This window comes from Kribbella endophytica, from assembly GCF_054781295.1.
In genome coordinates, this window is the sequence record NZ_BAAGUR010000004.1 from 814,427 (window position 1) to 839,577 (window position 25,151).

23 protein-coding genes are annotated in these 25,151 nt (G+C 68.2%); 7 read left to right on the forward strand and 16 right to left on the reverse strand.

The genetic code is table 11. From position 1 onward, the window contains the following. Positions 1 to 10: 10 nt before the first annotated feature. From ACYVIO_RS35520 to ACYVIO_RS35555, 8 genes are all read right to left on the reverse strand, one after another. On the reverse strand, positions 11 to 604 hold the full coding sequence (locus ACYVIO_RS35520) for a PEP/pyruvate-binding domain-containing protein (protein ID WP_460655348.1): 594 nt from the start codon (positions 602 to 604) through the stop codon (positions 11 to 13). A gap of 182 nt (positions 605 to 786) precedes the next feature. Then, positions 787 to 1,353 (reverse strand): hypothetical protein, encoded by a 567-nt coding sequence (locus ACYVIO_RS35525; RefSeq protein ID WP_460655349.1) that lies wholly within the window; start codon positions 1,351 to 1,353, stop codon positions 787 to 789. Between the two features lie 210 nt (positions 1,354 to 1,563). Continuing rightward, positions 1,564 to 5,010 (reverse strand): S8 family peptidase, encoded by a 3,447-nt coding sequence (locus ACYVIO_RS35530; RefSeq protein WP_460655350.1) that lies wholly within the window; start codon positions 5,008 to 5,010, stop codon positions 1,564 to 1,566. A 148-nt stretch (positions 5,011 to 5,158) separates the two neighbouring features. Further along, positions 5,159 to 5,314, reverse strand: a complete 156-nt coding sequence (locus tag ACYVIO_RS35535) for a hypothetical protein (protein WP_460655351.1) — start codon at positions 5,312 to 5,314, stop codon at positions 5,159 to 5,161. Next, positions 5,314 to 5,607, reverse strand: coding sequence for a hypothetical protein (locus tag ACYVIO_RS35540; RefSeq protein WP_460655352.1), 294 nt, complete (start codon positions 5,605 to 5,607; stop codon positions 5,314 to 5,316). The genes ACYVIO_RS35535 and ACYVIO_RS35540 overlap by 1 nt, the downstream gene beginning before the upstream one ends. Positions 5,608 to 5,783: 176 nt before the next feature. Beyond that, positions 5,784 to 6,677: a universal stress protein gene (locus ACYVIO_RS35545; RefSeq protein WP_460655353.1), complete on the reverse strand. Its 894-nt coding sequence runs from the start codon at positions 6,675 to 6,677 to the stop codon at positions 5,784 to 5,786. After that, on the reverse strand, positions 6,677 to 7,579 hold the full coding sequence (locus ACYVIO_RS35550; protein ID WP_460655354.1) for a universal stress protein: 903 nt from the start codon (positions 7,577 to 7,579) through the stop codon (positions 6,677 to 6,679). Before ACYVIO_RS35550 ends, ACYVIO_RS35545 begins: the two co-directional genes overlap by 1 nt. Before the next feature lie 197 nt (positions 7,580 to 7,776). Further along, positions 7,777 to 10,092, reverse strand: a complete 2,316-nt coding sequence (locus ACYVIO_RS35555; protein ID WP_460655355.1) for an ATP-binding protein — start codon at positions 10,090 to 10,092, stop codon at positions 7,777 to 7,779. Positions 10,093 to 10,277: 185 nt separating this feature from the next. Between ACYVIO_RS35555 and ACYVIO_RS35560 the strand changes: the two genes are divergently transcribed. Continuing rightward, entirely contained in the window at positions 10,278 to 10,733 is a 456-nt protein-coding gene (locus ACYVIO_RS35560; RefSeq protein ID WP_460655356.1) for a carboxymuconolactone decarboxylase family protein, read from the forward strand. Between the two features lie 25 nt (positions 10,734 to 10,758). Next, positions 10,759 to 11,052, forward strand: a complete 294-nt coding sequence (locus ACYVIO_RS35565; RefSeq protein WP_460655357.1) for a hypothetical protein — start codon at positions 10,759 to 10,761, stop codon at positions 11,050 to 11,052. 146 nt (positions 11,053 to 11,198) lie between these two features. Here ACYVIO_RS35565 and ACYVIO_RS35570 read toward each other — a convergent pair whose 3' ends face one another. The 5 genes from ACYVIO_RS35570 to ACYVIO_RS35590 form a co-directional block, all read right to left on the reverse strand. Next, complete coding sequence (locus ACYVIO_RS35570) at positions 11,199 to 12,065, reverse strand: ATP-grasp domain-containing protein (protein ID WP_460655358.1); 867 nt, start codon at positions 12,063 to 12,065, stop codon at positions 11,199 to 11,201. An 873-nt stretch (positions 12,066 to 12,938) separates the two neighbouring features. After that, complete coding sequence (locus ACYVIO_RS35575) at positions 12,939 to 13,742, reverse strand: ABC transporter permease (protein WP_460655359.1); 804 nt, start codon at positions 13,740 to 13,742, stop codon at positions 12,939 to 12,941. Next, complete coding sequence (locus tag ACYVIO_RS35580) at positions 13,739 to 14,638, reverse strand: ABC transporter ATP-binding protein (protein WP_460655360.1); 900 nt, start codon at positions 14,636 to 14,638, stop codon at positions 13,739 to 13,741. The genes ACYVIO_RS35575 and ACYVIO_RS35580 overlap by 4 nt, the downstream gene beginning before the upstream one ends. Positions 14,639 to 14,695: 57 nt before the next feature. Next, entirely contained in the window at positions 14,696 to 15,682 is a 987-nt protein-coding gene (locus ACYVIO_RS35585) for an NAD(P)-dependent alcohol dehydrogenase (protein ID WP_460655361.1), read from the reverse strand. 100 nt (positions 15,683 to 15,782) lie between these two features. Further along, a complete protein-coding gene (locus tag ACYVIO_RS35590; RefSeq protein ID WP_460655362.1) occupies positions 15,783 to 16,475 on the reverse strand; it encodes a DUF4386 domain-containing protein in 693 nt (230 codons plus the stop codon). A gap of 309 nt (positions 16,476 to 16,784) precedes the next feature. Here ACYVIO_RS35590 and ACYVIO_RS35595 point away from each other — a divergent pair, with 309 nt between their 5' ends. Genes ACYVIO_RS35595 through ACYVIO_RS35605 form a run of 3 tightly spaced genes read left to right on the forward strand, consistent with a single transcriptional unit; the run spans position 16,785 to position 19,194 of the window. Further along, positions 16,785 to 17,654, forward strand: a complete 870-nt coding sequence (locus ACYVIO_RS35595) for an SDR family oxidoreductase (protein ID WP_460655363.1) — start codon at positions 16,785 to 16,787, stop codon at positions 17,652 to 17,654. 5 nt (positions 17,655 to 17,659) lie between these two features. Continuing rightward, on the forward strand, positions 17,660 to 18,253 hold the full coding sequence (locus ACYVIO_RS35600; RefSeq protein WP_460655364.1) for a hypothetical protein: 594 nt from the start codon (positions 17,660 to 17,662) through the stop codon (positions 18,251 to 18,253). After that, positions 18,250 to 19,194: an NAD-dependent epimerase/dehydratase family protein gene (locus ACYVIO_RS35605; RefSeq protein ID WP_460655365.1), complete on the forward strand. Its 945-nt coding sequence runs from the start codon at positions 18,250 to 18,252 to the stop codon at positions 19,192 to 19,194. The genes ACYVIO_RS35600 and ACYVIO_RS35605 overlap by 4 nt, the downstream gene beginning before the upstream one ends. A 17-nt stretch (positions 19,195 to 19,211) precedes the next feature. On the opposite strand, the gene ACYVIO_RS35610 is transcribed toward ACYVIO_RS35605, so the two are convergent. After that, entirely contained in the window at positions 19,212 to 22,658 is a 3,447-nt protein-coding gene (locus ACYVIO_RS35610; RefSeq protein ID WP_460655366.1) for an error-prone DNA polymerase, read from the reverse strand. A gap of 64 nt (positions 22,659 to 22,722) precedes the next feature. Here ACYVIO_RS35610 and ACYVIO_RS35615 point away from each other — a divergent pair, with 64 nt between their 5' ends. After that, positions 22,723 to 23,076, forward strand: a complete 354-nt coding sequence (locus ACYVIO_RS35615; RefSeq protein WP_460655367.1) for a hypothetical protein — start codon at positions 22,723 to 22,725, stop codon at positions 23,074 to 23,076. Between the two features lie 51 nt (positions 23,077 to 23,127). On the opposite strand, the gene ACYVIO_RS35620 is transcribed toward ACYVIO_RS35615, so the two are convergent. Then, positions 23,128 to 24,105, reverse strand: coding sequence for a GlxA family transcriptional regulator (locus ACYVIO_RS35620; protein WP_460655368.1), 978 nt, complete (start codon positions 24,103 to 24,105; stop codon positions 23,128 to 23,130). Between the two features lie 71 nt (positions 24,106 to 24,176). On the opposite strand from ACYVIO_RS35620, the gene ACYVIO_RS35625 reads away from it, so the two are divergent. Further along, a complete protein-coding gene (locus tag ACYVIO_RS35625; RefSeq protein WP_460655369.1) occupies positions 24,177 to 24,440 on the forward strand; it encodes a hypothetical protein in 264 nt (87 codons plus the stop codon). Positions 24,441 to 24,677: 237 nt separating this feature from the next. On the opposite strand, the gene ACYVIO_RS35630 is transcribed toward ACYVIO_RS35625, so the two are convergent. Beyond that, positions 24,678 to 25,103, reverse strand: a complete 426-nt coding sequence (locus ACYVIO_RS35630) for a hypothetical protein (protein WP_460655370.1) — start codon at positions 25,101 to 25,103, stop codon at positions 24,678 to 24,680. Positions 25,104 to 25,151: the final 48 nt, after the last annotated feature.

Consider the following 25,151-nt stretch of genomic DNA (forward strand, 5'->3'; position numbering starts at 1 on the left):
TCGTCATGTTCTATCCCACTGGTTCCGGCACGGGCACGACCGAGGCCTGGTCACCGATCCGCACGAGCCTTCGGCTGCCAACAGGACGGAGAACCCTTCGCCCCACGTCGATCCGATGGATCGACGGGACCCGGACCTCCATCGAACGCACACCGACCGTTGGGGCCGCCAGCAACTGGTCCATGCCGTGCTCGTCGCGATACGCGATGGCCAGGTCGCTGAACGCCGCTCCGTAGCAGCGCTTGACCGCCGCGAGCAGATCCCGGCCGTTCCTGACGTCGAGGAACGTCTCGGACCGCCATGCCGTGCCTGGCAGCCCGGTGGTGTTCTCGTTCCGTACAGCGACGCGCGTGCCGTCGCCGCCGAGTTCGGCGTACGCGGCGAGGATCTCCTGGGCGAGGTCGTCGGGGAACTTCGCCCACGCGATCGCGGTGCGGATCGCCGCGCCAACGGCGAGCAGGTCCCTGCCGTGCCGGAAGCGACGAACCTCCGCAGCGATCACCGGCCCGAGCCGCGCGGAACGGACGAACTGCCCGTACGCCGCCGGCGTGATCGCGAACGCCGTACCGGACCGATCGGCCGCCCGAGTGATGTGATCGTTCATGACATCGTCCTTTCCACACTGCACCGGGGCCGTGGAGCCGGCCTCCTCGTCTGCCTCCATTCCATGCCGTCCGACGCCTGGTCAGCAGAGTCGAAGGTCCCTCGGCCTTCCGCCGGACGGCTCTACAGCAGCCGGTGCCTCGTCCGAGGACGAGACACCGGCTGGTTCAATGGTGCTGCGGGTCAGCGCAGCCAGGAGTACCGCTGGACGATGCTGGTGCCGGCCCAGGTCTTGCCGAAGCCCCAGACGTTGCCTGCGGCCACCAAGGCCAGGACGATCAGGGTGATGGCGCCGAGGATGTGGTCGTCGAGGAACGGGTTCGTCTCCGGGGGTAGCGCGGCGGTCCACATCATCAGGTAGAGCACGGTGCCGGCGACGGCGGCGATGCGCATCCCGATACCGAGCATGAGGGCCAGGCCGATGCCGGCCAGGGCGATCATGAACAGCGGGGTGACCCAGAAGTCACCGACGAGGGACTTGTAGAAGTCGGCGAACGGGCCGCTGGTGCCCTTGCCGAGGAAGCCTGCGGTCGGATCGCCACCGTCGATCCAGCCCTTGCCGGCCGGGGTGGCGTAGCCGAAGCCGAAGACCTTGTCGACGAAGGCCCACAGGAAGGTGAAGCCGAACGCGATCCGCAGGACGGCCAGCGCGCGACCGGCGGCGGTGCCGACCCGGCCCGGCTGGGTGCCGGTCGTGGCCGGGGCGGAGTTGTCGGTGGTGCCGTCGTGCCGGTGGCCGAGGATCGTCATGAGGTGTCCTTCGTTGAGCTGGTTGATGCCTCAAGCCTCGCGCCCGGACCGTCACCACCGGCAGGGCCGTGAGTCCCCGCTCCGCCCTCCCAAGGTCCCGACCTCGAGGAGCTGTCGGAGGCGGCCGCCCAGGCCCAGCTGCTGGTGCCGCCCGTCGCGGGAACTACGGCCGCCACTGGTCCCCACGTGGGGAACCAGTGGCGACGAAGGTTAGTCGGCTGTGAGTTCGTAGGCGCGCAGGATGGTCTGGTCGACGGTATTGCCGCTCAGATCACGCGCCTTCGCTCGGAGCGAGACGAACCCGGCGCTCGGCTGGTTGAGCGTGGCCGTCCACCCGGTAGGCGTCTTCCGGACCGGCACGCTCGCCCAGGTCTTGCCGTCGTACGACACCTCAACCGCGAGGCTGACCACCCGAGCCCGGGTGGAGCCGTGCTGGTGCTCGACCCGCACGGGGAGGTCGAACCGCCCTCCCAGAGCCTGGTTCCGCTCGTTCACGTGAGGCGCGAACCGGACGGACATCAGCGGTAAACGGGTGTTCTCACCATCCGGCGTACGAGCCGACTGGAAGGTCCAGGACGAGGTGATGTCGGTCGACCAGCGGAAGAATTCCTCGGACCGCTGGACGTGCTTGGTCAGCCGGTAGGTCCCGGCCTCGGCAGGAAGCGCGAAGGTCTGCTGCAGGGGGGACTCGGAGGTACGCAGCAACGAGCCGTCGCGATAGAGGCTGGTGGTCTCCTTCTCGACCTCGGAGACCCCGAACCGGCCGGCACCGGGATCGGCGAACATCGGCGCCGCCACCGTCAGGATGTCGCCGTCCCGCCAGACCCAGGGCTCGTCCTCGCGCCCGGGGTTACCGGCCTGTGAGCTCGGGAGGTTCGGGCCGACCACGGGGTGGTTCCAGGTCAGCTTGGTGGTCTTGCCGCCCGGGTACGACCGTATCGGCTCGGCGGTCAGCGCGATGTACCTGACCTCACCGTCCGGCAGGATCCGGATGGTGTCTGCCTCGAAGGCCCAACGTATTCCGCCGGTGACCGAGTAGTACTCCTCACGCTGGAACGGCATCGTCATCTCGACCGCCGGGGTGAAAACGAACCCGGCCACGGGTCGGCCCGCGGTGTCGCTGGCAGGCAGTACCGGATATCCGAAGTTGTTCATTCGGTTGCCCTTGGCACCGAGGTACGTAGCGTCGATCCGGGCGTAGTCCTTCGGCGCGGTGACCAGCGACGGGTTGTCCGGGAAGCGGGCCGGCCAGCTGATCGCGTCGTGGTAGAGGTACGGGCTGTTCAGATAGAGGTCCCGCTCGGGATCCTGGCCGTCCGGCATTCTCGCCCAGGCGAGGTGTGCGAAGCCGGTGAAGGTCTTGGCGGAGCCGGTCAGGTTCGGCGCGACGGACAGGCTGGGCGCGTAGTCCGGCCGGAACGAGTTGGAGATCGCGAGACCAGTGGTGAAGGTGAAATCGCGGAGCGGCCGGGCGAAGCCGACACCACCCGTGGCCGCGGTGGCTCCGGCGACCGGGGCCTTGAGCTTGATCGGCTTGGCGCGGCGCGCGTCCAGTACGAGCGTCCCGGGCTTGTCGACCACCACATCGGGCTCACCGAGATAGATGGCCTGCTCGATGCCCACGCCGCTGAACATCGCGATACCGCCGTCGACCACGTACCGGCCCTTCGTCAGCGTCAAGGTGTCACCGGACGAGGCGAAGTAGCCCAGCAACGTGTCGACGTTGAACACGAGCAGCCCGGCCGACAGGTCGTCACTGGGGACCACCGGCTTGCCGTCGGTCCCTAGAATCGTGAACTTCTGCTCGTACGTCGGCAGCGCCTTGCCGACACCAACGGCCGTCCGGACGACCTGGCCATTGCCGGTGGCAACGATCCAGCCGGCGTACGCTCCGTCGGGCCCCGGCAGGGAGGTGTCCGCGGTGACGTCCAGTGTCACCGTGCCGTGGGCGGGGATCCGTACGACGGACCGGCTCAGCTTGAACATCCCTGCGGGAGCCGTACGGCCCTTCGGCCCCTTGGCGCTCAGCTCGAGCGTCAGCGTGACCGCCTGGTCGCCGTCGTTGCGATACGTCAGCGCCTTGGTGACGGTCTTGTCGTCGTCGTGCGGCGCCTCGACCGGCCCGAGGTCGACCTTGCTCGGTGAGGTGGTGACCGCCTGCTTCAGCGCACGGGCGATATCGACCCGGCCGGCGCCCTGGCCGAGAACACCGATGCCGGGCAGGCCGAGAGACGACCCGGTCAAGGCGGAACGCAGCTCCTCCGCCTTCCAGTCCGGGTGCAGCTGGGCCAGAATCGCGGCGGCGCCCGTCACGTGCGGAGCCGCCATCGACGTACCGGACAAGTCGGCGTACGAGTCGTTGACCGCCAACGGCTCCAGCCGTGCACCAGCGGCCCGGGCCGCGACGATGTGGCTGCCGGGGGCCGCGATGTCCGGCTTGAGGCCGAAGTCGTCGGCGCGCGGACCACGACTGGAGAAGGCGCTCAGGCCGTCCGATTTGGTGACCGAGGCAACCGTCAGGGCCGCGTCCGCCTCGCCGGGACTACCTACGCTGAAGTCTGCGCCGGAGTTCCCGGCGGAGATGACGAACAGCGCGCCGGTACTGGCGGTGAGGTCGTTGACCGCCTGCTCCAGGGGGTCGATCCCGTCGGTGGGACCGCCGCCGAGGCTCAGGTTGATCACCCGGGCGCCCGAGGTGGCTGCCCACTCCATGCCCGCGATGATCGCCGAGAACTCGCAGTCGTACAGGCCGCAGACCTTGCCGATCATGAGGTCCGAATCCGGTGCTACGCCGCGGTACTTGCCATCGGAAGCCGCACCCGAACCAGCCACCGTCGACGCCACGTGCGTGCCGTGACCGGCTTGGTCGACTGCATCCTCCCCCTCGCTGGTGAAGCCCTTGGCAACGGATACACGGCCCTTGAGGTCGGGGTGCGTCTCATCGATGCCGCTGTCCAGTACGGCGACCTTCACGCCCTTGCCGGTGGCTCCAGCCTTCCAGGCCTCCGGAGCGCCGATCTGCTGGGTACTACGGTCCAGCAGTGGTTTGACCCCGCCATCGAGCCAGACCTTGCGTACGTCACCCGCGAGCGCCGTACGACGCTTGGGCTGCTTGTTGTCGGTCCAGCTGTCCCAGAGGAGGTTGGCCGACACGCGCTGCTGGCTGATCGCCAAGGCGTCCACGATCGGCAACTCCCGGCGGACCGTCGTACCGGCCGTGAGCGCGGAACGAGCTGTGCGGGCGGCTCCGTTGTACTGGACCAGCAGGGGCAACGTCGGCGAACTGGCGTCGTCCAGGCGCAGGTCGGCCAGCAGGGAGACGTCGAACAGCCGCTGGTCGAGTACGCCGGAGGCCAGCAGCGGCACAGCGTCCAGCGGCACGATGGTCTGTTTGTTGCCGAGGGCATGCTTTTGGAAGACCATGCCCTCTCGGCCCGGTCCGGGCTGGACGTCCACGGCTTGGCCGGCTCCGCCCCGATGACCGGGGCGATACGTCACCTTGTCGCCGGTGATCAGGGTGATGGTCACGCTCTTGCCCAACAAACCGGCGGAGGTAGTGGTCGGCTCGGCGGCCGATGGGCGGAACGGGATCGCCGTGGCGGCCAGCGCGGCGGCCATGGCAGCGGCAAGCCAGCGCTTGCTGCGGGGTCTCGTCAAAACACACCTCTTCGAATAGGGCGGCGATGGAGGACTTCCCGCAGGGTAAAGCGGACGAAGGCCAGGAGTGGCCGTCGCCGGGAGAGCGGGGAGCTGATCGCGAGCCCACCGCTCCGAGGAGTCCGACACGCTCACCAGCAGGCGGTGCTCAAACCCCCCGAGGCGGCGAGTGCGCCAGGACCCAACCGAGCGCCGCGGTCAGGTCGCCCTCATTCAGCACCCGGCCGTTCCACCGCACCGACCGCCCACCGGCCCCGAGCGGAAGCCAGTACAGCTCGATCCCCGGCTCCGGCATCGACGACATCACATCTCGCTGTCAGGAGTCAGTACGGTTTCGGCCCGCTGCTTGATGCCGAGCAGGCACTTGCGCATCATCGGAAAGTCGAACGGCTCGACCAGGAGAAGGCTGAACAGGATCGCCGGATGTGTCCAGCGATAGTGCGTGCGGACTCTCGTCAGCAACCGACTGGCATCTGCACCGGCCGGTTCCAGGAACCACAGCCAGGTCGTGTACCCGGCCTTGTCGCCCCAAAGCAACCAGCGGCCGGGCTCCAGATCCTTGACGTACAGTCCACCCCCACCCGGCCCCAGCGGCACTACACGAAAGCAAACGCGACCACCGCGGCCGACGTGAACAGAGCCGGCCAAAGCCGCGGCCGAACCTGGCGCGGAAGAATACTGTGGCTATCGGCAACCAATCTGCTGGCTGCCTGCACGGAGCCCAGTCCCCTGGCCGGCTCCTTCGTGATCTGCGCGTCCATGGGCATGGCAGGTCAGTTCACCGTCGTGACGAGGTCTTCGACCGCCCGTGGCTGTGCGAGTTGTTGCCCGGGTGCCGGGCGGTGCGGAACGACCGCGACCGGCCCGTCGACGACGGCCATCGCACGGCGGGTGATCGGATCGCCGATCGGGAGAAGGCCCGGGTGCGCGCCGAGCACCATGAGGCTCACCTCGTGGGACTTGTGCAGCAGCGCCGCGACGACCGGGCGGCACGTCAGATACCGCGTCACCCTCACCTCGGGGTGCTGCGCGGACCACCTTCCGAGCACCTCGGCGAGTTCGAGCTCGGCCTTGCGGACCCACAGGCCGTCGGGAGCTGAGAAGCGGGGCGCCGCGTGAACCGCGATCAGGTTGCCGCCACGGGCAGCCGCCGCCTGGAGCGCGTACCCAACCGCCTCGGACGACAACGCCGTACCGTCGACGCCGACCGCGACATCCCGCTGTGACGGAGCCGGTTTCCACGAGCCTGGTACGACGATCAGCGGGCAGTCGCTCCGCCTGGCCATCACCAAGTTGCTCCGCGCTGCGATCAGGCGCTCGGCCCCACAATGCCGCGCGCGCCCGATGACCAAAGCCTGGGCGCCACGGGCCGACGCGGGCAACACCTTCATCCGCGTCCCCACCTCGCTGACCGCGATCACCTCGACCGCGTCACCGATCTGTCGATGGACATGCGCGGTGGCGACCCGCAAGAACTCGCCGGCACGCTGAGCCGACGGCCAGGGCTCCCGACCAGTTACTGCCTGGGAGGGCTGATGCGCGGCGACCAGGACCAGGGCGGCCCCGTAGCGGACCGCCTCCGTGCAGGCGAAGTCGATCACGCGCAACCCCTCGGCCGACCCGTCGACCTCGACCACTACCGGACCTGTGTTCGAGGTATCGGCCATCACTCGGAGTCCGACCGCGCACGGTGGACCACCGCGACCGGGCAGGTCGCATGCTGGAGTACCCCTCGAACGACCGAGCCGAGAAGCAAGGGCGGCAGGTGCGGACGCTGGCGTCCGCCCAGTACGAGTACCTGGGCATGGACTGCTTCAGCCGCCTGCAGCAGGCTTTCGACCGCGTGACCACGCCGTACGTCGAGGACGATTTCCAGCTCAGGGTGCTTGCGGCGCCACTGCTCCGCGACGGCCGAGTAGTGCCGATCAGCAGTGCTCGTCCAGTCCTCGCCCACGGCCATCTCCATCGCCGGGTTCCAGCCGTAGACGGCGGGCAGATCCCAGGCGTGGACCAGCCACAGCGGCGCCTTTCGTTCGACGGCCAGCTCGACCGCGAACTCGATGGCTGGATCGTTCTCACCCGAGTCGTCCAGACCAGCCACCACCGGCGCGCTTTCCGACGGAGGTGTCCACCCCGCCGGTACGACGACCACCGGGACCTGACCTCGGCTGGCGGCCGCCTCGGAGGTCGATCCGAGCAGCAGCCGTTTGAAAGTCCCCATCCCTCGGCGGCCGACCACGAGCATCCGGCTCCCCAGCGCCGTGCTCGTCAGGCTGTCGGCGGACGGACCCGCAATCAACTCTGCTGCGTGGTCGAGATCCTCACCGTTGGCCTTCAGCCACTCGCGGACGTCGTTCACGAGGTTGGTCTCGCTCTGGGTGGTGACGACCGGCTCGTAGTACCGGGTGCGCTCGTTCTTCTGCTCGACAACATGTACGACGTGCAGCGGTTCACGGCGCAGCAGGGACTCGTGCATCGCCCAGTCGAGTGCGCCGGCCTCTCGCCAGGCGCCGTCGACACCAACCTCGATCACCGGGCGGACAACTTCGGGTGACAACGTGGAGGACACGATGGTTCCTTCCAGTTCGGGGAGACTCCCCCGAGCGTGCCCCGCGACCACCGCTCACCGGCAGGGCCCCCGGTCCCCCGATCGACGCCGAAAGACCTTTTCGGCCCTGTGCCGTCAGATCACCGAGCCTGAACCGCACCTGCCGCAGCGCTGAAGTGAGTCAGGCTAGGCAGACATCGAGTCTCCCTAGGAGAAGGCTACTGGGAGACGCTGGTGAGGCCTTGGCGAGCGACGGTGGCCTCGTCGGCGTAACCGGTGGATTCGGCGAGGTCGAGCGCCTGCCGGTAGACCTCGCGCGCTTCGTCGACGAGACCAGCTGCCCTGCAGGTCTCGGCGTAGCTGTTCAGGAAATTCACCGCCCATTGGCGCTCGGTGGAGTCCTCGACGATTTGCAGTGCCCTGCGGTGGTCGGCAAGTGCCTCGTCGTACCGGCCGGCCTGGCGGAGCGCGACGGCCAGATAGTTGAGACACCAGGCCTGGTTCTGCAGGTGGTCGTCCTCGCGAGCGAGCCGGAGCGCCTCGGTGAGGTACGCGATCGCTCCCTCGGGGTCGGTGCCTCCGGTCGCCGCGCCGAGGGTGACGAGCGCCGTGATCGGCGGCGGCCAGTCCGCCGCGTCCTGGTGCAGCGCGGCGGCCTTCCCGGCGAGGCTGGCAGCCTCGTCCAGCCGTCCGAGTTGGTACGCCGCCCAAGCCTGGAACGCCGTCGCGTGCGCAACACCCTTCGGCTGGTCGTCGGCGGCGAAGAGCTGAGCGGCCTGCTCGAACAACGCCATCGCCCGAGCGGTCTCGCCAAGATCCTGGTGCAGGTAGCCGCGGCGAACCGCCAAGGAGGCCGAGGCGGGCATCGCGGCCGCGGCCGATTCGTAGGACCGCAAGGCTTCCGGGAAGCGGCCTGCGCTGTAGCGGGCGAATCCGAGGTCCGCGTGGACGGCAGCGACGAGCGCCGGATCGGCCAGCCGTTCGGCGGCTGCCAGGGCGAGGTCCAGCAGGCGGTTCTCGTCGGCGGACGCTCCGCGCCGGAAGTAGTACGGGCGGAGCAGACGTGGCAGGCGGCTGACGTGCAGATCCGAGTCGACCGCCAGGACCTCGACGAGATTGGAGTACTCGCGGTCGAACCAGAGGAGCGCGGCGTCCTGGTCGGCAAAGGCCTGCATGGCAGCCGGCTCGGGGCAGGACAGCGGCACGTCTTCGGGGTACGCGTACCGGAGCAGTTTGCTCGCCGCGGCAGCGGTGTGCACGTAGTAGTCCAGCACCCGTACGACGGCCTGTCGCTGCTCCGCCGCCGACTCCTCGGCGGCCGCGAGCCGACCGGCGTACGCGCGAACCAGATCATGGAGCCGATAAACACCCGCTTGCGGTTGTTCCACGAGATGGCTGTCGACCAGATCCTCCAGCGCGGCCCGGGTCACCGCGAGCGGACGACCGGTCAGCGCAGCCACGGTGTAGTCGTCGAAGGTTGCTCCTAGCAACAGACCGAGCAGCCGGAAGGAGCGCCGCTGGGCGTGGTCCAGTTGCCGCAGTGACATCGACAGCGCTGTGTCGACGTGGTCCGAACCGGCGCGCAGCCGGTCCGCCAGTACGCCGACGGTCCAGCCCGGTCGATGCCGCAATCGTGCCGCCGACAACCTGATCGCCAACGGCAACCCGCCGCAGAGCCGCAGCACCTCGGCTGCGGCGTCGGGCTCGTTCGCCACCCGGTCGCCGGGGCCGCCTGCGTGGCGGAGGAGCTCGATCCCCTCGGCGTCGTCGAGCACCGCCAGCGAAACGGGTGGGACGCGATCGAGCTCGACCAGCCGATTGCGGCTGGTGATCAGGACCGCGCTCGCTCCGGCACCCTGCAGCAACGGTCTGACCTGCTCGGCGGTGGCCGCGTTGTCCAGCAGCACGAGAACCCGGCGATCTGCCAACTCAGCCCGCCACCGCGCTGCCAACTCCTCGAGTCCTCCCGACTCGCCCGGCACCGCGACCCCGAGAGCGGCCAGCAGCATCCGTACCGCGTTCGCCGGATCCAGCGGTTCACGGCCCGGGGTGAAGCCGTGCAGATCCAGGTAGAGCCGGCCATCGGCGTACTCGGCTGCCAACTGATGAGCCAGATGCACAGCCAGGCAGGTCTTCCCGACTCCGGCCATTCCGTCGATCGCCACCGCACGCCCGGCGGCGAGGCTCGCCCGGACGGCGTCGAGTTCCGCCTGCCGCCCGGTGAAGTCGGTGACATCCAGCGGGAGATCGTTGCGGCCGGCGACCTTGGGGCGGGCCTGCGGTGGCGCCGGTGCCAGCCGGGAGGCCTGCTCCCAGAGTTCGCGCAGGGGACGGGGGTCGCGTTGCACCAGCCGGCAGAGCGCGACCACGGAGGTCCACGGTGGGAGGCTGCGGCCCGCGAAGTACCGCGACAGCGACGACGAACTGATGCCGGTGGCCCGTTCCAGCTCACGCAGGCTCCGCCCGGACAGCTCCTGGATCGCCTGCAATCGCCCGGCGAGCTCGGTTCGGGGCGACGCGGCCCGTTGTGTCACTCCCACCTCCAGCGGTGTCCCACCCCGGGACGTTCGTCTCCCCGCACCTTAGTGCAGGTGGGAGGGCGTTCCGCTGTCCCACGGTGTCCCACGGATCTGGCTGTGGCACTGGCTCCGATGGTCCGATCTGTCGTGTTCACAACGAACAAGAACCGACCGAGACACGAACCGAGAAGGAGCCGACAATGCAGTCACGGATGAAGAACCCGGTCATGGTCATCACCGAGGCGATGGGCCCGGCCCAGAAGTTGATGGGCGCGGCGAAGCTGGGCGGCGTACCGGAGACGACCCTCGAACTGGTCCATCTGCGGGTCAGCCAGGTCAACGGCTGCAGCGCGTGTGTCGACGGGGGCACCAAGACGGCCCGCAAGGCCGGTGAGACCGACGACCGGCTCGCCGCGCTCGTGGCCTGGCGCGAGACGCCGTACTACACCGACGCCGAGCGAGCGGCGCTGGAGCTGGCCGAGGCCGCGACCCGGCTGGCCGACGCCGCAGGCGGCGTCTCCGACCAGGTGTGGGACGAGGCCGCCCGCTACTACGACGAGCGCGGACTGGCAGCGCTCGTCCTGATGATCGGCGTGACCAACCTGTTCAACCGCCTCAACGCCACCACCCGCCAGATCGCCGGCGCCTGGGGCTGAGCAACCACCTCTCGAGGAGAACCCGATGAACACGATCACCGTACGAATGCACACCTACCGGGTCAGCCCGGACGACCTGAACGAGTTCCTCAGCCTGCGGGCGGCCCTCGTCGCCGACCTGCGGACGGAGCACCCGGGGCTGGCGCAGGTTCAGCTGATCCGCCTGGAGGACGGGACCTACCGCGATACCTGGCACTGGGACTCGTTCGAGCAGATGGCGGCGGCCTTCCCCGCAGCGGGCTCGCCGCAGGCAGCGGCCGTTCAGTCGTTCACCGCCGACGCCGACGCCCTGAACGGCGAAATCGTCGACGAGCGCTGACCGGTCGATCGGCCGGTCAAGCGCCCCCTTGCACGGCGTGGTGAGGCGCGCGGGGCGGAGGGCGGTCACCTCCGCCTTCGCAACCCTCACCGTCCTGTTCGCCGTGCTCCGCACCAACACCCACTACCAACCACCCGCGCTCCGCGTCAGTGGTTGTACAAGGCTTCGAGCTTGGTGCGGCGGGTGGTGACGTCGTCAGGATCGTCGCCGAAGACGATCAGGTGCAGCGTGGTCTGGTTGATCGTGTTGTCGGTACGGCGGGTGTCGTGGCCGCCGGTGACGATGAGTCCTCCGCGCTGCAGCACGGGCCGCAGCTCGGCCAGCAGTGTGGCGATGGATGCGGTGGTGGTGAGTTTCGTCGACTCCGACGGACTGTCCAGGGCGTCGGGGCGGATGGTGTGCAGCGCCAGCAGCGGGATGGACCCGCTGGTGATGCGGAAGTTGAGGTCGAGCATGACGAGTCCGCCGTCGTAGGTCTGGGCGCAGTCGAGGCTGCACATGCCGCGGTAGCCGACGTCGGCGGCGCGCTGGGCGATCGCCAGGCACTCGGTGAGCAGGTCGGCGGGCAGGGGAACGATGAGCCCGAAGCGGCCGCCGGTGTAGACGCCGTCGGCGTCGATCCGCTGGTCGGTCACGGCGAGCAGGCGGGCCCGGCCGTCGGCGGCGACGTACAGCTGGACGCCCCAGTTGCGGTGGATGTCCAGGTACTCCTCGACGACCACCTCGGTGACGATGCCGGTGAACGCGGGCAGGACCACCGGGTCCCCTGCTCGGTGCAGGTAGACGTCGAGGCTGGCGCCGTGAGCGGCGTTGGTGGCGGCTTTGAGCACCCAGGACTTCTCGGCAGGGATGGCTTCGGCGAGCTCGTCGATGGTGACGATCTGGCGGCGGGCCTGGAAGCGGGGGTCGACGAAGGTGCTGATGCTGGCTTTGTTGTTGAGGTAGCCGACGAGCTCGGCGCTCTTCACGGAGCGTTCGTCGGGATACAGGGCCGTGGGCTGCGGGTACTCCATGGACATGAGCAGGCCGTCGCTGAGAGCTTCGGTGACGCGGGCGGCGAACTCGGCCTCGCTGCGGAACTCGCGTGGATCGGTGCCGACGGGCAGGCCGCCGTCGCGGAGGGCGGCGAGGAGGTTGGGTTCAGTGCCGCCCGCGCTGGTGATGACGGGAGTGTCAGCCGCGATGGCGAGGGGGCGGGCGGACAGGACGTCGCGGGTGTTCCGATGCCTGCTCGACGGAACAGTCGGTTCCTGAGCAGGGCGTGCGCAGACGGCGATACCGGGGCCGTAGATGTCGGTGAGGCTGCGAGGAGCGGCCAGGATCGGCGTGAGCGCGGAAGCGGTAATAAGAGATCTCCCTTGTGGGGTGGTGTTCGTACCTGGTCCTGGCGTGGAGTGGTGCGAAATGACCGGGAGCGGTGAAACGCGCCAGGATGAGGCGGCGTCCGCGCCGGGCCGAAGGCGCCCGCGGGTGTGAACCCGGGGCGGGTATGTACGCCAACTGTCTCACGTTTCGCAAGGCTCGGCGCCGTCGGCGGCGCGAGAGCGGCGACAGCGCCTGAAGCCACGCCGGTCTCAGTTGATGTCGGCCGATCCTGACCGCTCATCCAGCTAGCCGCACAGAACGCTGTCCACCAAGGTCCTGGCAGCTTCGTCCTGCGTCTGCTGGGCCACGGTTGCGCGCTGTGTGGAGATGGACACGGCGACTGCTCGCCCGCCGTCCGCCGTGACCCCGTTGCGGGAGCCCATGCCGGGAGTGTTCCCGTGATGGTGCCAGAGGCCGGCCGGGCAACCCTTCGCCGGCCGCCAGGCGAGACCAAGTCCGTACCGAGTGCCCGGGAAGCCGTCGAAATCCTTGGCCGGGACGGTGGCGCGCGAGCTTGCCTGCTACTTCACTTCGGCTCTCATCACCTGGCGGAGTCCGACGAGCAGCGGGACCACGAGCCAGACGATTCCGGTGACGCCGATGTTGGCCCACTGCTCCCCGGTCAGGGTCTTGTCGAAGACGAACAGGCCGCTCTGGGCGAACTGGATGTCGATCCACGGCTGCAGGTCGTGGAACCACTGCTGGCTGCTCGCCAGCAGGCCGAAGATCGTCGGAAGGAAGAAGGTGTAGACGAAGTAGGCGACGACCGCACCGATCGACGCGCGGAAGAGCACACCGAGCATGAATCCGATCAACAGGCTCAAGACCATGCCCAGTACGTAGTACAGGCACTGGGTGACGCTCACGTCCCACACCAGAGTGGTACCGGTGACGGCGGCACTCAACAAGTTGCCCAGAGCACCGACCGCGAAGGTGAGGGCCATCGCGGCGATGGCGATGACCACCGACGAGATCGCCTTGGCGGCGATGATCCGGCCCCGGTGCGGGACCAGTGTGAACGTCGTCAGCCCGGTCCGCTGGCTCCACTCGCTGGTGACCGCCAGGATCGCGATCAGCGGGAGGATGATCACCACCGGGAAACGGATCGCGGTCGCGAAGGTGGAGTAGGTGAGCTGGTCGTCGGGGGCGAAGAGGATCACGCCGCCGGCAGCGAGGACAGCGGAGATGGCGATGCTGGCGATCAGCCAGAAGCCGGAGCGGGTGTCGAACATCTTGCGGAGTTCGACTGCCGTGATTCGGCTCAGCGGGATGCGTGGTGTGGTGGTGCGTCCTGCTCGGACGGTCTGCACAGCGATAGCGGTCATGCCGGTACTCCTTCTCGCTGGCTGGCGGAGGTGAGTTCGAGGAACATCTCCTCGAGCCCGGCGCCTTCGGCAGCGCGCAACTCGGTCAAGGCGATACCGGCCCCGAAGGCGACTACGCCGACGTGTGCGGCCTCTGCGTCGGTGTGCAGCGCGCCGTCCCCGGCTCGGGTCGTGACGAGTCCCGCGGCGCCCAGAGCCTGTTCGAGCTGCGCCATATCCGCGGCGCGTACGACGGTGCCGGCCGCCCGCAGGAGATCGGTCTTGGAACCCTGCGAGACAATGCGGCCGAGGCCGATCATCACGATGTCGTCGGCGATGACCTCGATCTCGTGCAGGAGGTGCGACGAGAGCAGCACGGTTCCGCCACGGTCGGCGTACCCGCGCAACAGGTCGCGCATCCAGCGGATGCCGGCCGGGTCGAGCCCGTTGGCGGGCTCGTCGAGGATCAGCACCTCGGGGTCCCCGATCAGGGCGGTCGCGATGCCGAGGCGTTGACGCATGCCGAGGGAGTACTCCCCCACCCGCCGCCCGGCCTCGTCCGGGGTCAGGCTGACCACCGCGAGCATCTCTTCGACGCGTGCGCGCGGCAAGCCCATGTACTGCTGGGCGAGGGTCAGGATCTCCCGGCCGGTACGACCGGCGTGCTGGGCGGACGCGTCGAGCAGGACGCCCACTTCGAGCCCGGGGTTCGGCAGGTCCGCGAACCTGCGGCCGGAGATCGTGGCGTGCCCGGAGGTGGCCCGGGTGAGTCCGACCATGATCCGCATCGTGGTCGACTTCCCGGCGCCGTTCGGGCCGAGGAAGCCGGTCACCCGGCCAGAGGCCGCGGTGAAGGTGACGTCGTCGACCGCGAGCGTGGTGCCGTAGGTCTTGGTGAGTCCGTCGATGGTGATCATGGACAAGGTGGAGTGGTCATTGTTGCTCCCGTGGAAATGGTGTCCTGCCGAGCCGGCTCAGATGGTGATGGCGACCTTGCCGCGCACGTTGCCGGCGGTGAGGTGACGCATCGCGTCCGGCACCTCGTCGAGGGCGAAGGTCCGCTCGAGGCTCGGCGTCACCTGGCCGGTGTCGATCAGGTCGGTGATCCGCTCGAGGGCGCTGCCGCTCTCCTTGTTGACGACCATGGTCAGTCGCTGGCGCAGGAACACCGACGTGATCAGGGCACCCAACTGGCGGTGCATGCCGCCGGTCAGCTTGCCGCCGCCCTCACCGCCGGTGAGTACCGCTGTGCCGGTGGACGTGAGCGCGCGGCGCAGCCGGGACAGGGACGGATTGCCGGCGATGTCGATGATCAGGTCGTACGGGCCGGACGCCGCGAAATCGTCGCGGGTGTAGTCGATGACATGGTCCGCACCGAGGGCTTTCACCAGGTCGAGTTTGGCGGTACTGGCAACGCCGGTGACTTCGGCACCGAAGGCTTTCGCCAGCTGTACGGCGTAGCTGCCGACCCCGCCCGACGCTCCGGTGACCAGGACGTGCTGATCGGCCTCGATCCGGCCGGCGGTCACCGCGGCGAGCGCGGTCAGCGCGGAGATCGGGACCACCGCGGCCTGCTCGAAGGACAGGCCGGCGGGCTTACGGGCGAGCTTGTCCTCGCGGGCTACGGCGTACTCGGCGAACGATCCCGGCGCGACGCCGTACACCTCGTCCCCCACCGACCACCTGGTCACCGCCGGGCCGACAGCTTCGACCGTGCCCGCGACGTCCCGTCCCGCCACCGGGTTCTTCGGTCCCCTGAGCCCGAACGCGAGGCGAAGCAAGTACGACGTACCCGTCATCAGATGCCAGGTGCCGCGGTCGAGACCGGCGGCGTGCACGCGGACGAGCACCTCGGTGCCGGAGATCTCGGGCCGGTCGATCCGCTCCGGGTGCAGGACGTCGGCCGTGCCGTAGCCGTGCTGGATGATCGCGCGCATGGTTGCCGTGGTGCTGGTGGCCATGGAGTTCCTCTGAAGGATCTGGGGGCGGAACCGACGCCGGTGCCCCGCGCACCGATGGCCTTTCTCGTGCTCTGTACGGGCAGATGTGCCCGCGGCCGGGCTACGGAGCGGGCTTGAAGCCCTTGACGATGAGGTAGATGCCGAACGACAGCTCCCAGATGAACTCGGGGATCGTCGCGAGGGCCTGCAGTGCGCCCCCGCGGTCGGTGATGTCGAACATGACCGCGACTCCCGACAGGATGATCAACGGACCTCCGACCAGGCCGAACATCGCCAGCTTCCGCGGCACAAGACCGGTCCGGTACATCAGATAGCCCAGAATCAGTCCGTTCGAGACGCCGACGACAACCCCTGGCCCGATCAGGAACGCCCGGTCGTAGATCGCGACGAACGCCTGACCGAGAGCGGCGTCGGCCGTGCCTTCCTGCCGCATGTACACGAACGTGAGCAGACTGAGGATGCCGATGGCAGTGAAGATGCCCTCCACGAGGCGCGCGGCGACGTATCCCAGTGCGAGGCCTTCGCTGTACCGCTTGTAGATCGCGTAGGGCACGACGGCGGTGCCGAGGCTGGCGACGATGAGGACGAGTTCGAGGACAGCGCCCAACGCCACACTCGCAGTGGGGTCGGCGCCCGTCCCGGTGATCAGCCCGGGATTGTCCCGGACAGGGGCGTACAGGAAGAAGAACGCCGGAATCGAGGTGACGAAGGTGATCACCATCAACCACCCCGTCAAGGTGGCGGTCTTCCGGTCACTTGCCGTGCTACTGCGTCGATCTACGTCGATGCTCATGTGGAATCCCACCCGGAGCCGACACGGCCGAGCGACCCTGACCGGGTCACCGCACGCCAAACGCGACTCAATCTGCAGCATGTGCCTATTCGCGAGTCCTGTCTACCATCAGCGTCTCGGCGCTGCTGCTGTCGAGCCTGGACAGGGCTGGTGGAAAGGAACATGCTGTGGCCAGCGCGGTCAGATCTTGCGCTCAGCAACCCCTCAGGGTTGCCACAGTTTCGTGCCGTGCTGAGGGCGGTTCGCATGGGCACGATCAGCAACAGTACGGCGGCGTCCTGCTGCTCCGGCGGGTGAACGGTGATGCCAATGAGCGGCAGGACTGTTCTGATCACCGGTAGCACTGGAGGAATCGGCAAGGCGACCGCACTCGGCCTGGCGAAGCTGGGCGCCCGGGTACTGATCGCCGGACGAGACCCAGCGCGCACCGAAGACACCGCTCGCGAAATCCGGGCAGCGGGCGGTCAGGACGTGGACCTGTTCGTCGCGGACCTGTCCTCCCAGCGGGAAGTGCGGCGACTGGCCGCCGAGGTGCTCCAGCGCCATCCACGCATCGACGTACTGATCAACAACGTCGGCGGCTACTGGAACACACGCCACCTCACCGCTGATGGACTCGAGCACACCTTCGCCCTCAATCACCTCGCACCGTTCCTCCTCACCAACCTGCTCCTCGAGAGCCTGAAGCAAAGTACCGCCGGCCGCGTAGTCACCGTCTCCTCCAACGCGCAGGCGATGGGGCGCATCGACTTCGACGACCTGCAGGGCGAACAGTCCTACTCCGGCGCCCGCGCCTACAACCAGTCCAAACTCGCCAACATCCTGTTCAGCTACGAGCTCGCCAGGAGACTGCGGCACGCCACAGTCACCGCCAACGCAGTACATCCCGGCCTGGTCAGCACCTCCTTCGGTGCCAGCGACCCTGGACGAGCCCAACGGCTGCTCGTCCCGATCCTGCGCCCCTTCATGAAATCCCCCGCCCACGGAGCAGCAACCTCGATCCACACAGCATCCGCGCCGCAGATCGAGCAGATGTCGGGCCGCTACTACGCCAACAGCAAGGCCACGCGGTCGTCCCGCCGCAGCTACGACGAAACGGTCGCCGCGCGACTGTGGGAGGTGAGCGCCGACCTCGTCGGGCTCACCGCTCGGGCCGGCGGCGCGGACCCCAGGAGCTGAGAACTGTGAACCGAACACCACCACCACCCGCTTTCCTCCGAACCTGGATGCTGTGGACCGCGGGCTTCCTCGCCTTTCCGATCGCCGGCATCGCCGGCAACCTGACCGCCGGACGCGTGAACGACGCCCTCGCCGCACTGCTCGGTGGTGTGGTCACCGGTGCCGTCCTGGGAGCCGGACAGGTGCTGGTCAGCCGCCGACGGCTCGATCCGCGCACCTGGATACCAGCCACCGCGATCGGTATGGGCCTGGGTCTCCTGCTCGGCGCCACGACCGTCAGCTACGGCACCACACTGGGCGACCTGGCTTTGATGGGCGTCCTCACCGGCGTCGTCCTAGGCGCGGCGCAAACACTCGCGCTACCAGCCAAGACCCGCCAGCGGTGGGCATGGGCCGCGGCCCTGCCGATCTTGTGGGCGCTCGGCTGGACCGTGACCACCATCGGCGGAATCAGCGTGGAAAACCAGTTCACGATCTACGGCGCCTACGGAGCAATCACCTTCTCCGCCCTGTCCGGCCTGCTGCTCCACCACCTGCTGCCGTACCGCGCCGAGGCCGGACCGACTCCCACGCAGCCGCGGATCGCGACCGAAGTATGAGCACGCCACCGCACGTCATCTTCGGCACCGGCGCAATCGGTCTCGCGTTGCTCGCTGCGCTTCACGCCCGCGGCGAGACCGTCAGGCTCGTGAACCGCTCCGGACGCGCACCTGTCCCCGACGACGTCGAGGTCATCGGCGGCGACGCCCGCGATCCCGCCTTCGCCACTGGCGCCGCCGACGGCGCCCGCGTCGTTTACCAGACGCTGAATCCGCCGTACTCCGAATGGACGGAACAGTTCCCCGCTCTGCAGGCCAGCGTGCTCGCCGCCGCCGAAGCCACCCGCGCACGCCTGGTCAGCATGGAGAACGTCTACATGTACGGGCGTCCCACGGGCCACCCGTTCACCGAGGACCACCCCTACGACGCTCACACCAAGAAAGGACAACTCCGAGGAGGCATGGCGCGCGAACTACTCGCAGCCCACATCGCCGGCCGCGTCGAGGTAGCGATCGGCCGCGCATCCGACTACTTCGGACCACGCGGCGGTGCGCAATCCAATCTCGGCGATCGCGTCTTCCCCGCCGCTCTGGCCGGCAAGGCCGCCACCGTGCTGGGAGATCCCGACCAGCCACACACCTACACCTACATCCCCGACATCGGCGAAGCACTCGCCGTACTCGGCGAACACCCCGACGCCCCCGGCCAGGTGTGGCACCTCCCGAACGACCCAGCCACCCGCACCACGCGCCAACTCGTCGACATCGTCTACAAACACGCCGGACAATCGCGCACGAAGCTCCGCGTCATGCCTCCACTACTGCTCCGCGCCCTCGGAGCCTTCAACCCAACCGTCCGCGAACTCACCGAGATGCAGTACCTGTTCGAGCAACCGTTCATCGTGGACAGCACCAAAATCGCGGACAAACTCAACCTCCACGCCACGCCCATCGACCAAGCCCTGGCCGACACCCTCGCGACCTACCGGCCTACCCGCTGACCGCCCGTCAGCGACAGTCAGCGAAAGTCACGGGACTTGGTTTTAGCTGCCAAGGGCAACGGTTCCATGTGCTCGGCGTTGAGGTTGACGACTTGGCCGGTGCGTTGGACGCGGCCGCGGACGATGATCGCGGCGGCCGTGCGGGCGACTTTGGCGTGATGGTTCCAGGCGCCGACGGAGATGACGATGTTGGCCATCCCTGTTTCGTCTTCGAGGTTCATGAAGGTGACGCCGGAGGCGGTGGCGGGACGTTGGCGGTGGGTGATGACGCCGGCGACCCGGACCTTGGACCCGTCGTCGGCTTGGCGGAGCTCGGCGGCGGACAAGATGCCCTCAGCACGGAGTTGGGCGCGGATCCGCTGGACGGGGTGACTCGTAGGCGTGATGCTGGTCGACCAGAGATCGGCCATGTCGGTCTCGACCTCCGACATCCCGGGCAGCATCGGCGGTGGTCCGGCCGCGGTGATCCCCGGCAGCCGGTCCGCGCGTTCCTCGGCTGCAGAGCCGGCCTCCCAGATCGCCTGGCGCCGGTCGAGACCGAAACACTCGAACGCACCAGCAGTCGCCAACGCGTCCACCTGCTTGGCGGTAATGCCGGTACGCCGTACGAGATCAGCCATCGAGGCGAACGGACCGTTGGAGTTGCGCTCGGCAACGATCCGCTCGGCGTCCTTGGTGCCGACGTGACGCACCTCGGCCAGCCCGAGCCGCACGGCGTACGCGCCGTCGCGACGATGCGGCGTCGTGTCAGGATCCGCGTGCGGATCGAAGTCGCCGACGACGGGCTGCGGGTCGACCAGGCAGGCCGGATCTCCAGTGGGGCCGGTGACTTCCTGGCCGTCGACCAGGTTCTCCAGGGCGGCGTCTGCGCCGGAGCGCTGGATGTCGGGCCGGCGGACCTCGACCCCGTGCCGGCGAGCGTCGGCTGTGAGCGATTGCGGCGAGTAGAACCCCATCGGCTGCGCCCGCAACAGTGCGGCGAGGAACGCGGCCGGGTAGTGCAGCCGGAACCAGGTCGAGGTGTAGACGAGCAGCCCGAAGCTGATCGAGTGCGACTCGGCGAACCCGAAGTTCGCGAACGCCTCGATCTTGTCGTAGATCTCGTCGGCCAGGTCGCCGGTGATCCCGTTGCCCGCCATCCCGGCGTACAGCTTGGTCTTCAGCGAACTGATCTTCTCGATCCCGCGCTTGGACCCCATCGCGCGCCGCAGCAGGTCGGCCTCATCGCCGTCGATGTCGCCGACGGCCATCGCCATCTGCATCAGCTGTTCCTGGAACAGCGGCACCCCCATCGTCCGCTCCAGCACGGGCTTCAGCTTCGGGTGCAGGTAGGTGATCTCCTCCTCCCCCGTCCGCCGCCGGATATAAGGATGAACGGCGCCGCCCTGGATCGGGCCGGGCCGGATGAGCGCGATCTCGCACACCAGGTCATAGAATCGCCGCGGCAGCAACCGCGGCAACGTCGCCATCTGCGCCCGCGACTCGACCTGGAACACCCCGACCGAATCCGCCCGGCACAGCTGGTCATAGACCCCGGCCTCTTCCTTCGGGATCGTGTGCAGCGACCAGTCCTCACCGGTGTGCTCACGCACCAGATCCATGCAGTACTGCAACGCCGCCAGCATCCCCAGCCCGAGCAGGTCGAACTTCACCAGCCCCATCCACGCGCAGTCGTCCTTGTCCCACTGCAGCACGGTCCGCTTCTCCATCCGCGCATGCTCGATCGGCACCACCTGCCCGACCGGCTGCTCGGTCAGCACCATCCCACCGGAGTGAATCCCCAGATGCCGCGGGAACTTCAGCAACTCCGACGCCAGACTTACCACCCGTTCCGGCATCTCCCCTGCCTCGATCTCCGAAGACCAACCATCGACATGCTTGGACCACGCATCCTGCTGACCGACCGAATATCCCAGCGCCTTGGCAGCATCCCGTACGGCGGACTTCGGCCGGTACTGGATCACGTTCGCGACCTGCGCCGCGTTCTCCCGCCCGTACTTGCCGTAGACGTACTGGATCACCTCCTCGCGCCGATCGGAGTCGAAATCCACATCGATGTCGGGCTCCTCGGCCCGGGTCGAGGCCAGGAACCGCTCGAACGGCAACCCGTACAAGATCGAGTCGACCGCCGTGATCTCCAACGCGTAGCACACCGCCGAATTCGCCGCCGATCCCCTGCCCTGGTAGAGAATCCGCTTCGACCGCGCGAACCGGCAGATGTCGAACACGATCAGGAAGTACCCCGGGAACCCCTTCTCCTCGATTACCGCCAACTCCCGCTCGAGCCGCGCATAGGCGTCCGGGCGCTGGTCGCGCGTTCCGTACCGGATCTTCGCGCCCGAGAAGGTGAGATGCCGCAGCCAGCTCATCGGCGAATGCCCCTCCGGGACATCACGCAACGGCAGCTTCGGCTTCGCCCGCCGCAGATCGAACCCCAACTGTGCGGCCAGCCGCACCGAATACTCCACCGCACCCGGGAACCGCCGGAACAACTGCCGCATCTCCTCCCCCGACCGCACGAACGCCGTACCCGCCGACGGCAGCCACCCGTCCATCGCGTCCAGATCCCGCCGAGCCCGTACGGCGGCCAGCGCCGCCGCCAACCGGTGATCCCGCGGCTGGGCGTAGTGCACGTTGTTCGTCGCCACCACCGGCAACCCTCTTGCAGCAGCCAGATCGGCCAGGACCCGGTTGCGAGACGAGTCGGTCGGCAACTGGTGATCGGTCAACTCGACCACCACCCGCTCCGCCCCGAACAAAGCGGTGAGCCGGTCGAGCTCGGCGCCCGCGGCGGCTGGGCCGTGCGCATAACCTCCGGCCTCCAGCGCTTGCCGCACCAGCCCCTTGCGGCACCCGGTCAGCACCACCCAGTGATCCCGTCCCCGTGCCGCCAGCTCCTCCAGGTCGTACACCGGCCGGCCCTTCTCCCCACCCGCCAGCTGCCCGGCCGTGATCGCCCCCGACAACCGGTGATACCCGTCCTGCCCGACGGCCAGAACCAGCAGATGCGCCCCCTCCGGATCCGCCACCCCGTTCTGCGGACCCGTCAGATCCAGCGACAACTCCGCCCCGAACACCGTCGGCACCCCGTACGCCGTCGCCGCCTCCGCGAACCGAGCCGCCCCGTAGAACCCGTCGTGATCGGTCAACGCCAACCCGTGCAACCCCAGGTCGGCCGCGGTCTCCACCAACCGCTCCGGCTGCGACGCACCATCGAGGAACGAGAACGTCGAGTGCGCATGCAACTCGGCGTACGGCACCGCCGTCTCCCGCAGCCGCGCCGCCCGCTCAACCGCCGGCTCACCGTCCTCGGCCGGGATGTACGGCCCGCGATGCTGCGACCACGCCGGGGAATCGCCACCGTCCCCAGCCGCGGGACGGCCGCCGTCGCTGCCCGGCCTCGACCGGTTCGACAGCCGCCGCTCCAACTCCGACCACTTGACCGGAGGGTTGTTGTAGCCCATCCCGTGTTCCTCCCGTGAACCCCGAGAATAGAACATCTGTTCGAAGATGAGCTACGGTGGTCCCATGCTTGGACGGTTCACGGTGCGACCGTCGAACGACGGGGACGGCACCTACGGAGTATGGGACGGCGCGGTCAACGGCTGGCGAGCCAGCGGCTTGGTCGACGCCGCTACAGCCGAGCTCATGAAATCCGACCTCGACCTCCAGTACAACGCCCACGGCCCCCGGCCAGCCGGCGACGTACGCCGAGCCGACCCGGTCGAGCCGGTTCTGTTCGCTGTTGGATGGGAGCCGGGTGAACTGGACGCGTGGGTCCGCGAAAAAGGGCAGTGGCTCGGCCGAGTGCGCGGTCATGACGGGCACATCCAGTGGATCCCTGCCGCCGACCTCCGCAGAGGCGGCGAGGATGCGCCGTAACAGAGACAGGCCATTTCCGCCTGGCTCCCGAGAGTGGGACCTGTTCGTCGCTCAGCGTGGCTGGAAGGCGCGGCGGTAGGCTTGCGGGGAGGTGTGCACTCGCCGCGTGAAGTGTTGGCGCAGGTTGATCGCGGTGCCGAACCCACAGTGCCGGGCGATGTCTTCGACCGACAGCGCCGTGGTCTCCAGGAGCTCTTGGGCGTGGCGCACGCGCTGAGTGAGTAGCCACTGCAGCGGCGTCATCCCGGTTTGTTCGCGAAATCGCCGGTTGAGGGTGCGCGGGCTGATGGCCGCATGGTGTGCGATGTCGGACAGCGTCAACGGTTCGCCGAGCCGGTCGTGCAGCCAGCGCATCGTCGGTTCGAGCGAACCGCTGTCAGCTGTGGGTTCCCGGTGCACGATGAACTGTGCCTGATCGCCGGCGCGCTGTGGAGGGACGACGATGTGGCGGGCGACGTCGGCTGCGACTGCCGCTCCGAAATCGTTGCGCACCATGTGGAGACACAGGTCGAGGCCGGTCGCCGCCCCGGCCGACGTGAGCACGTCGCCATGGTCGACGAACAGCACGTTGGGGTCGACCTCGACCCGAGGGAAGTGCTGAGCCAGGGACCCGGCCGACGTCCAGTGTGTCGTCGCTCGCCGTCCGTCGAGCAGCCCTGCCGCGGCCAGAATGTGGGCCCCGCTGCAGATCGAGGCGACCCTCGCGCCACGACCGTGCGCCTGCCGCAGGAGATCGATGACCTCGTCCGCTGGTTCGGCATCCAGGCGTGCACCCGGCACGATCACTGTGTCGGCCGTCAGTGCTGCGGCCAGTTCGTGGGGCGCGGTGAGCCGAAACATCTCAACTCCCCCGCGGCCGGTCACGACGAGGTCGGGACGCACTCCGCACACGAGCACTTCATACAGCGGAGCACCGAAAAGCTCTCCCGTAGGTCTGTCCTGTGAGCTCGCGGTGCCGAACACCTGCCCGGGGATCGCGAGATTGAGACTGTCCACCCGATCAACGGCAACGACTGCGACCCGATGCATGACAATAATCTATCGCAGGACGGCATTCTTGCCACTGTCGAGCATCATCGAACCTCGCAACCATGAGCTGCATGCTCATCCTCATCCAGCTCGTCACCTACGTCGTCGGAGTCCTGCTGCTGCTGGTGTTCGGCTGGATTGCCGACCAACTGTCACGTCCACCGACACCGCCGCGCGCCCAGGATGAGGCCCACTCCGACAGCCGAGTCCTAGACCAAGTCGTCGGCCGGCGTGAGCAGCTGGACGCGTCGCTTCAGGTGTCGCCACTGATAGACCTGGTAAGTAATAACGACGACAAGCAGCACTGCCAAGGTCACGAAGAGTGGTCGCGCTGAGCCGTACCTGTGGGAGAACACGGCCACGATCATCAGCACTGCGAAAGGAACACCTATAACCGCACCGAGGATCGCTTTGGACGAGTCGCGTTCAGCCACTCTCAGCGCAGCCGCCCGAACCTCGGAATCTGCAGGCACCGGCCCCCGCCGCGCAGCGCGGAAGACCGCGCCGAAGGGCAGGCCGTACAGCAGACAGAGGACCCAGCGCGGAGCGGTGAGCAGATAGGCCCGCATCACCTACATGTCTCCTGTGCGCCAGAGATCCCCAGGTCGTGCGCGACCACCCTGATCATCAGTTGATGCGCCGGCAAGGACGCGTTGCTCCTCCAACCTGCTTCGTAACCACAGCGCGAACGGACGAAGATCGGCGACGTGCATGTGCGAGATCGGCAGCCGGCGAGGTTTGCCGTCGGCCGGTCGCACGTTGAGGTACGCATAGAGCCACCGTCCGATGGGGTCGCTGATGGTCGCGATCCGGTCCCAAGGCAGTTCGGTCTCATCGCGAAGGTTGTCCACCAACTGCCAACCCGAGCTCAGGGTCAGAAACCCGAACAGGCCGAGGCGCCAGTACAACGACCGTCGGCGCTGAGGAAACACCACCTCACCACGCATTTCCCACTCTGCGGTCCAAGCCGCCGGTCCTTCACTCCCCCACTCACGCACCTGATCTCCTCCCAACGATCAGGCATCACGTACCCGCCGCGGGGATCC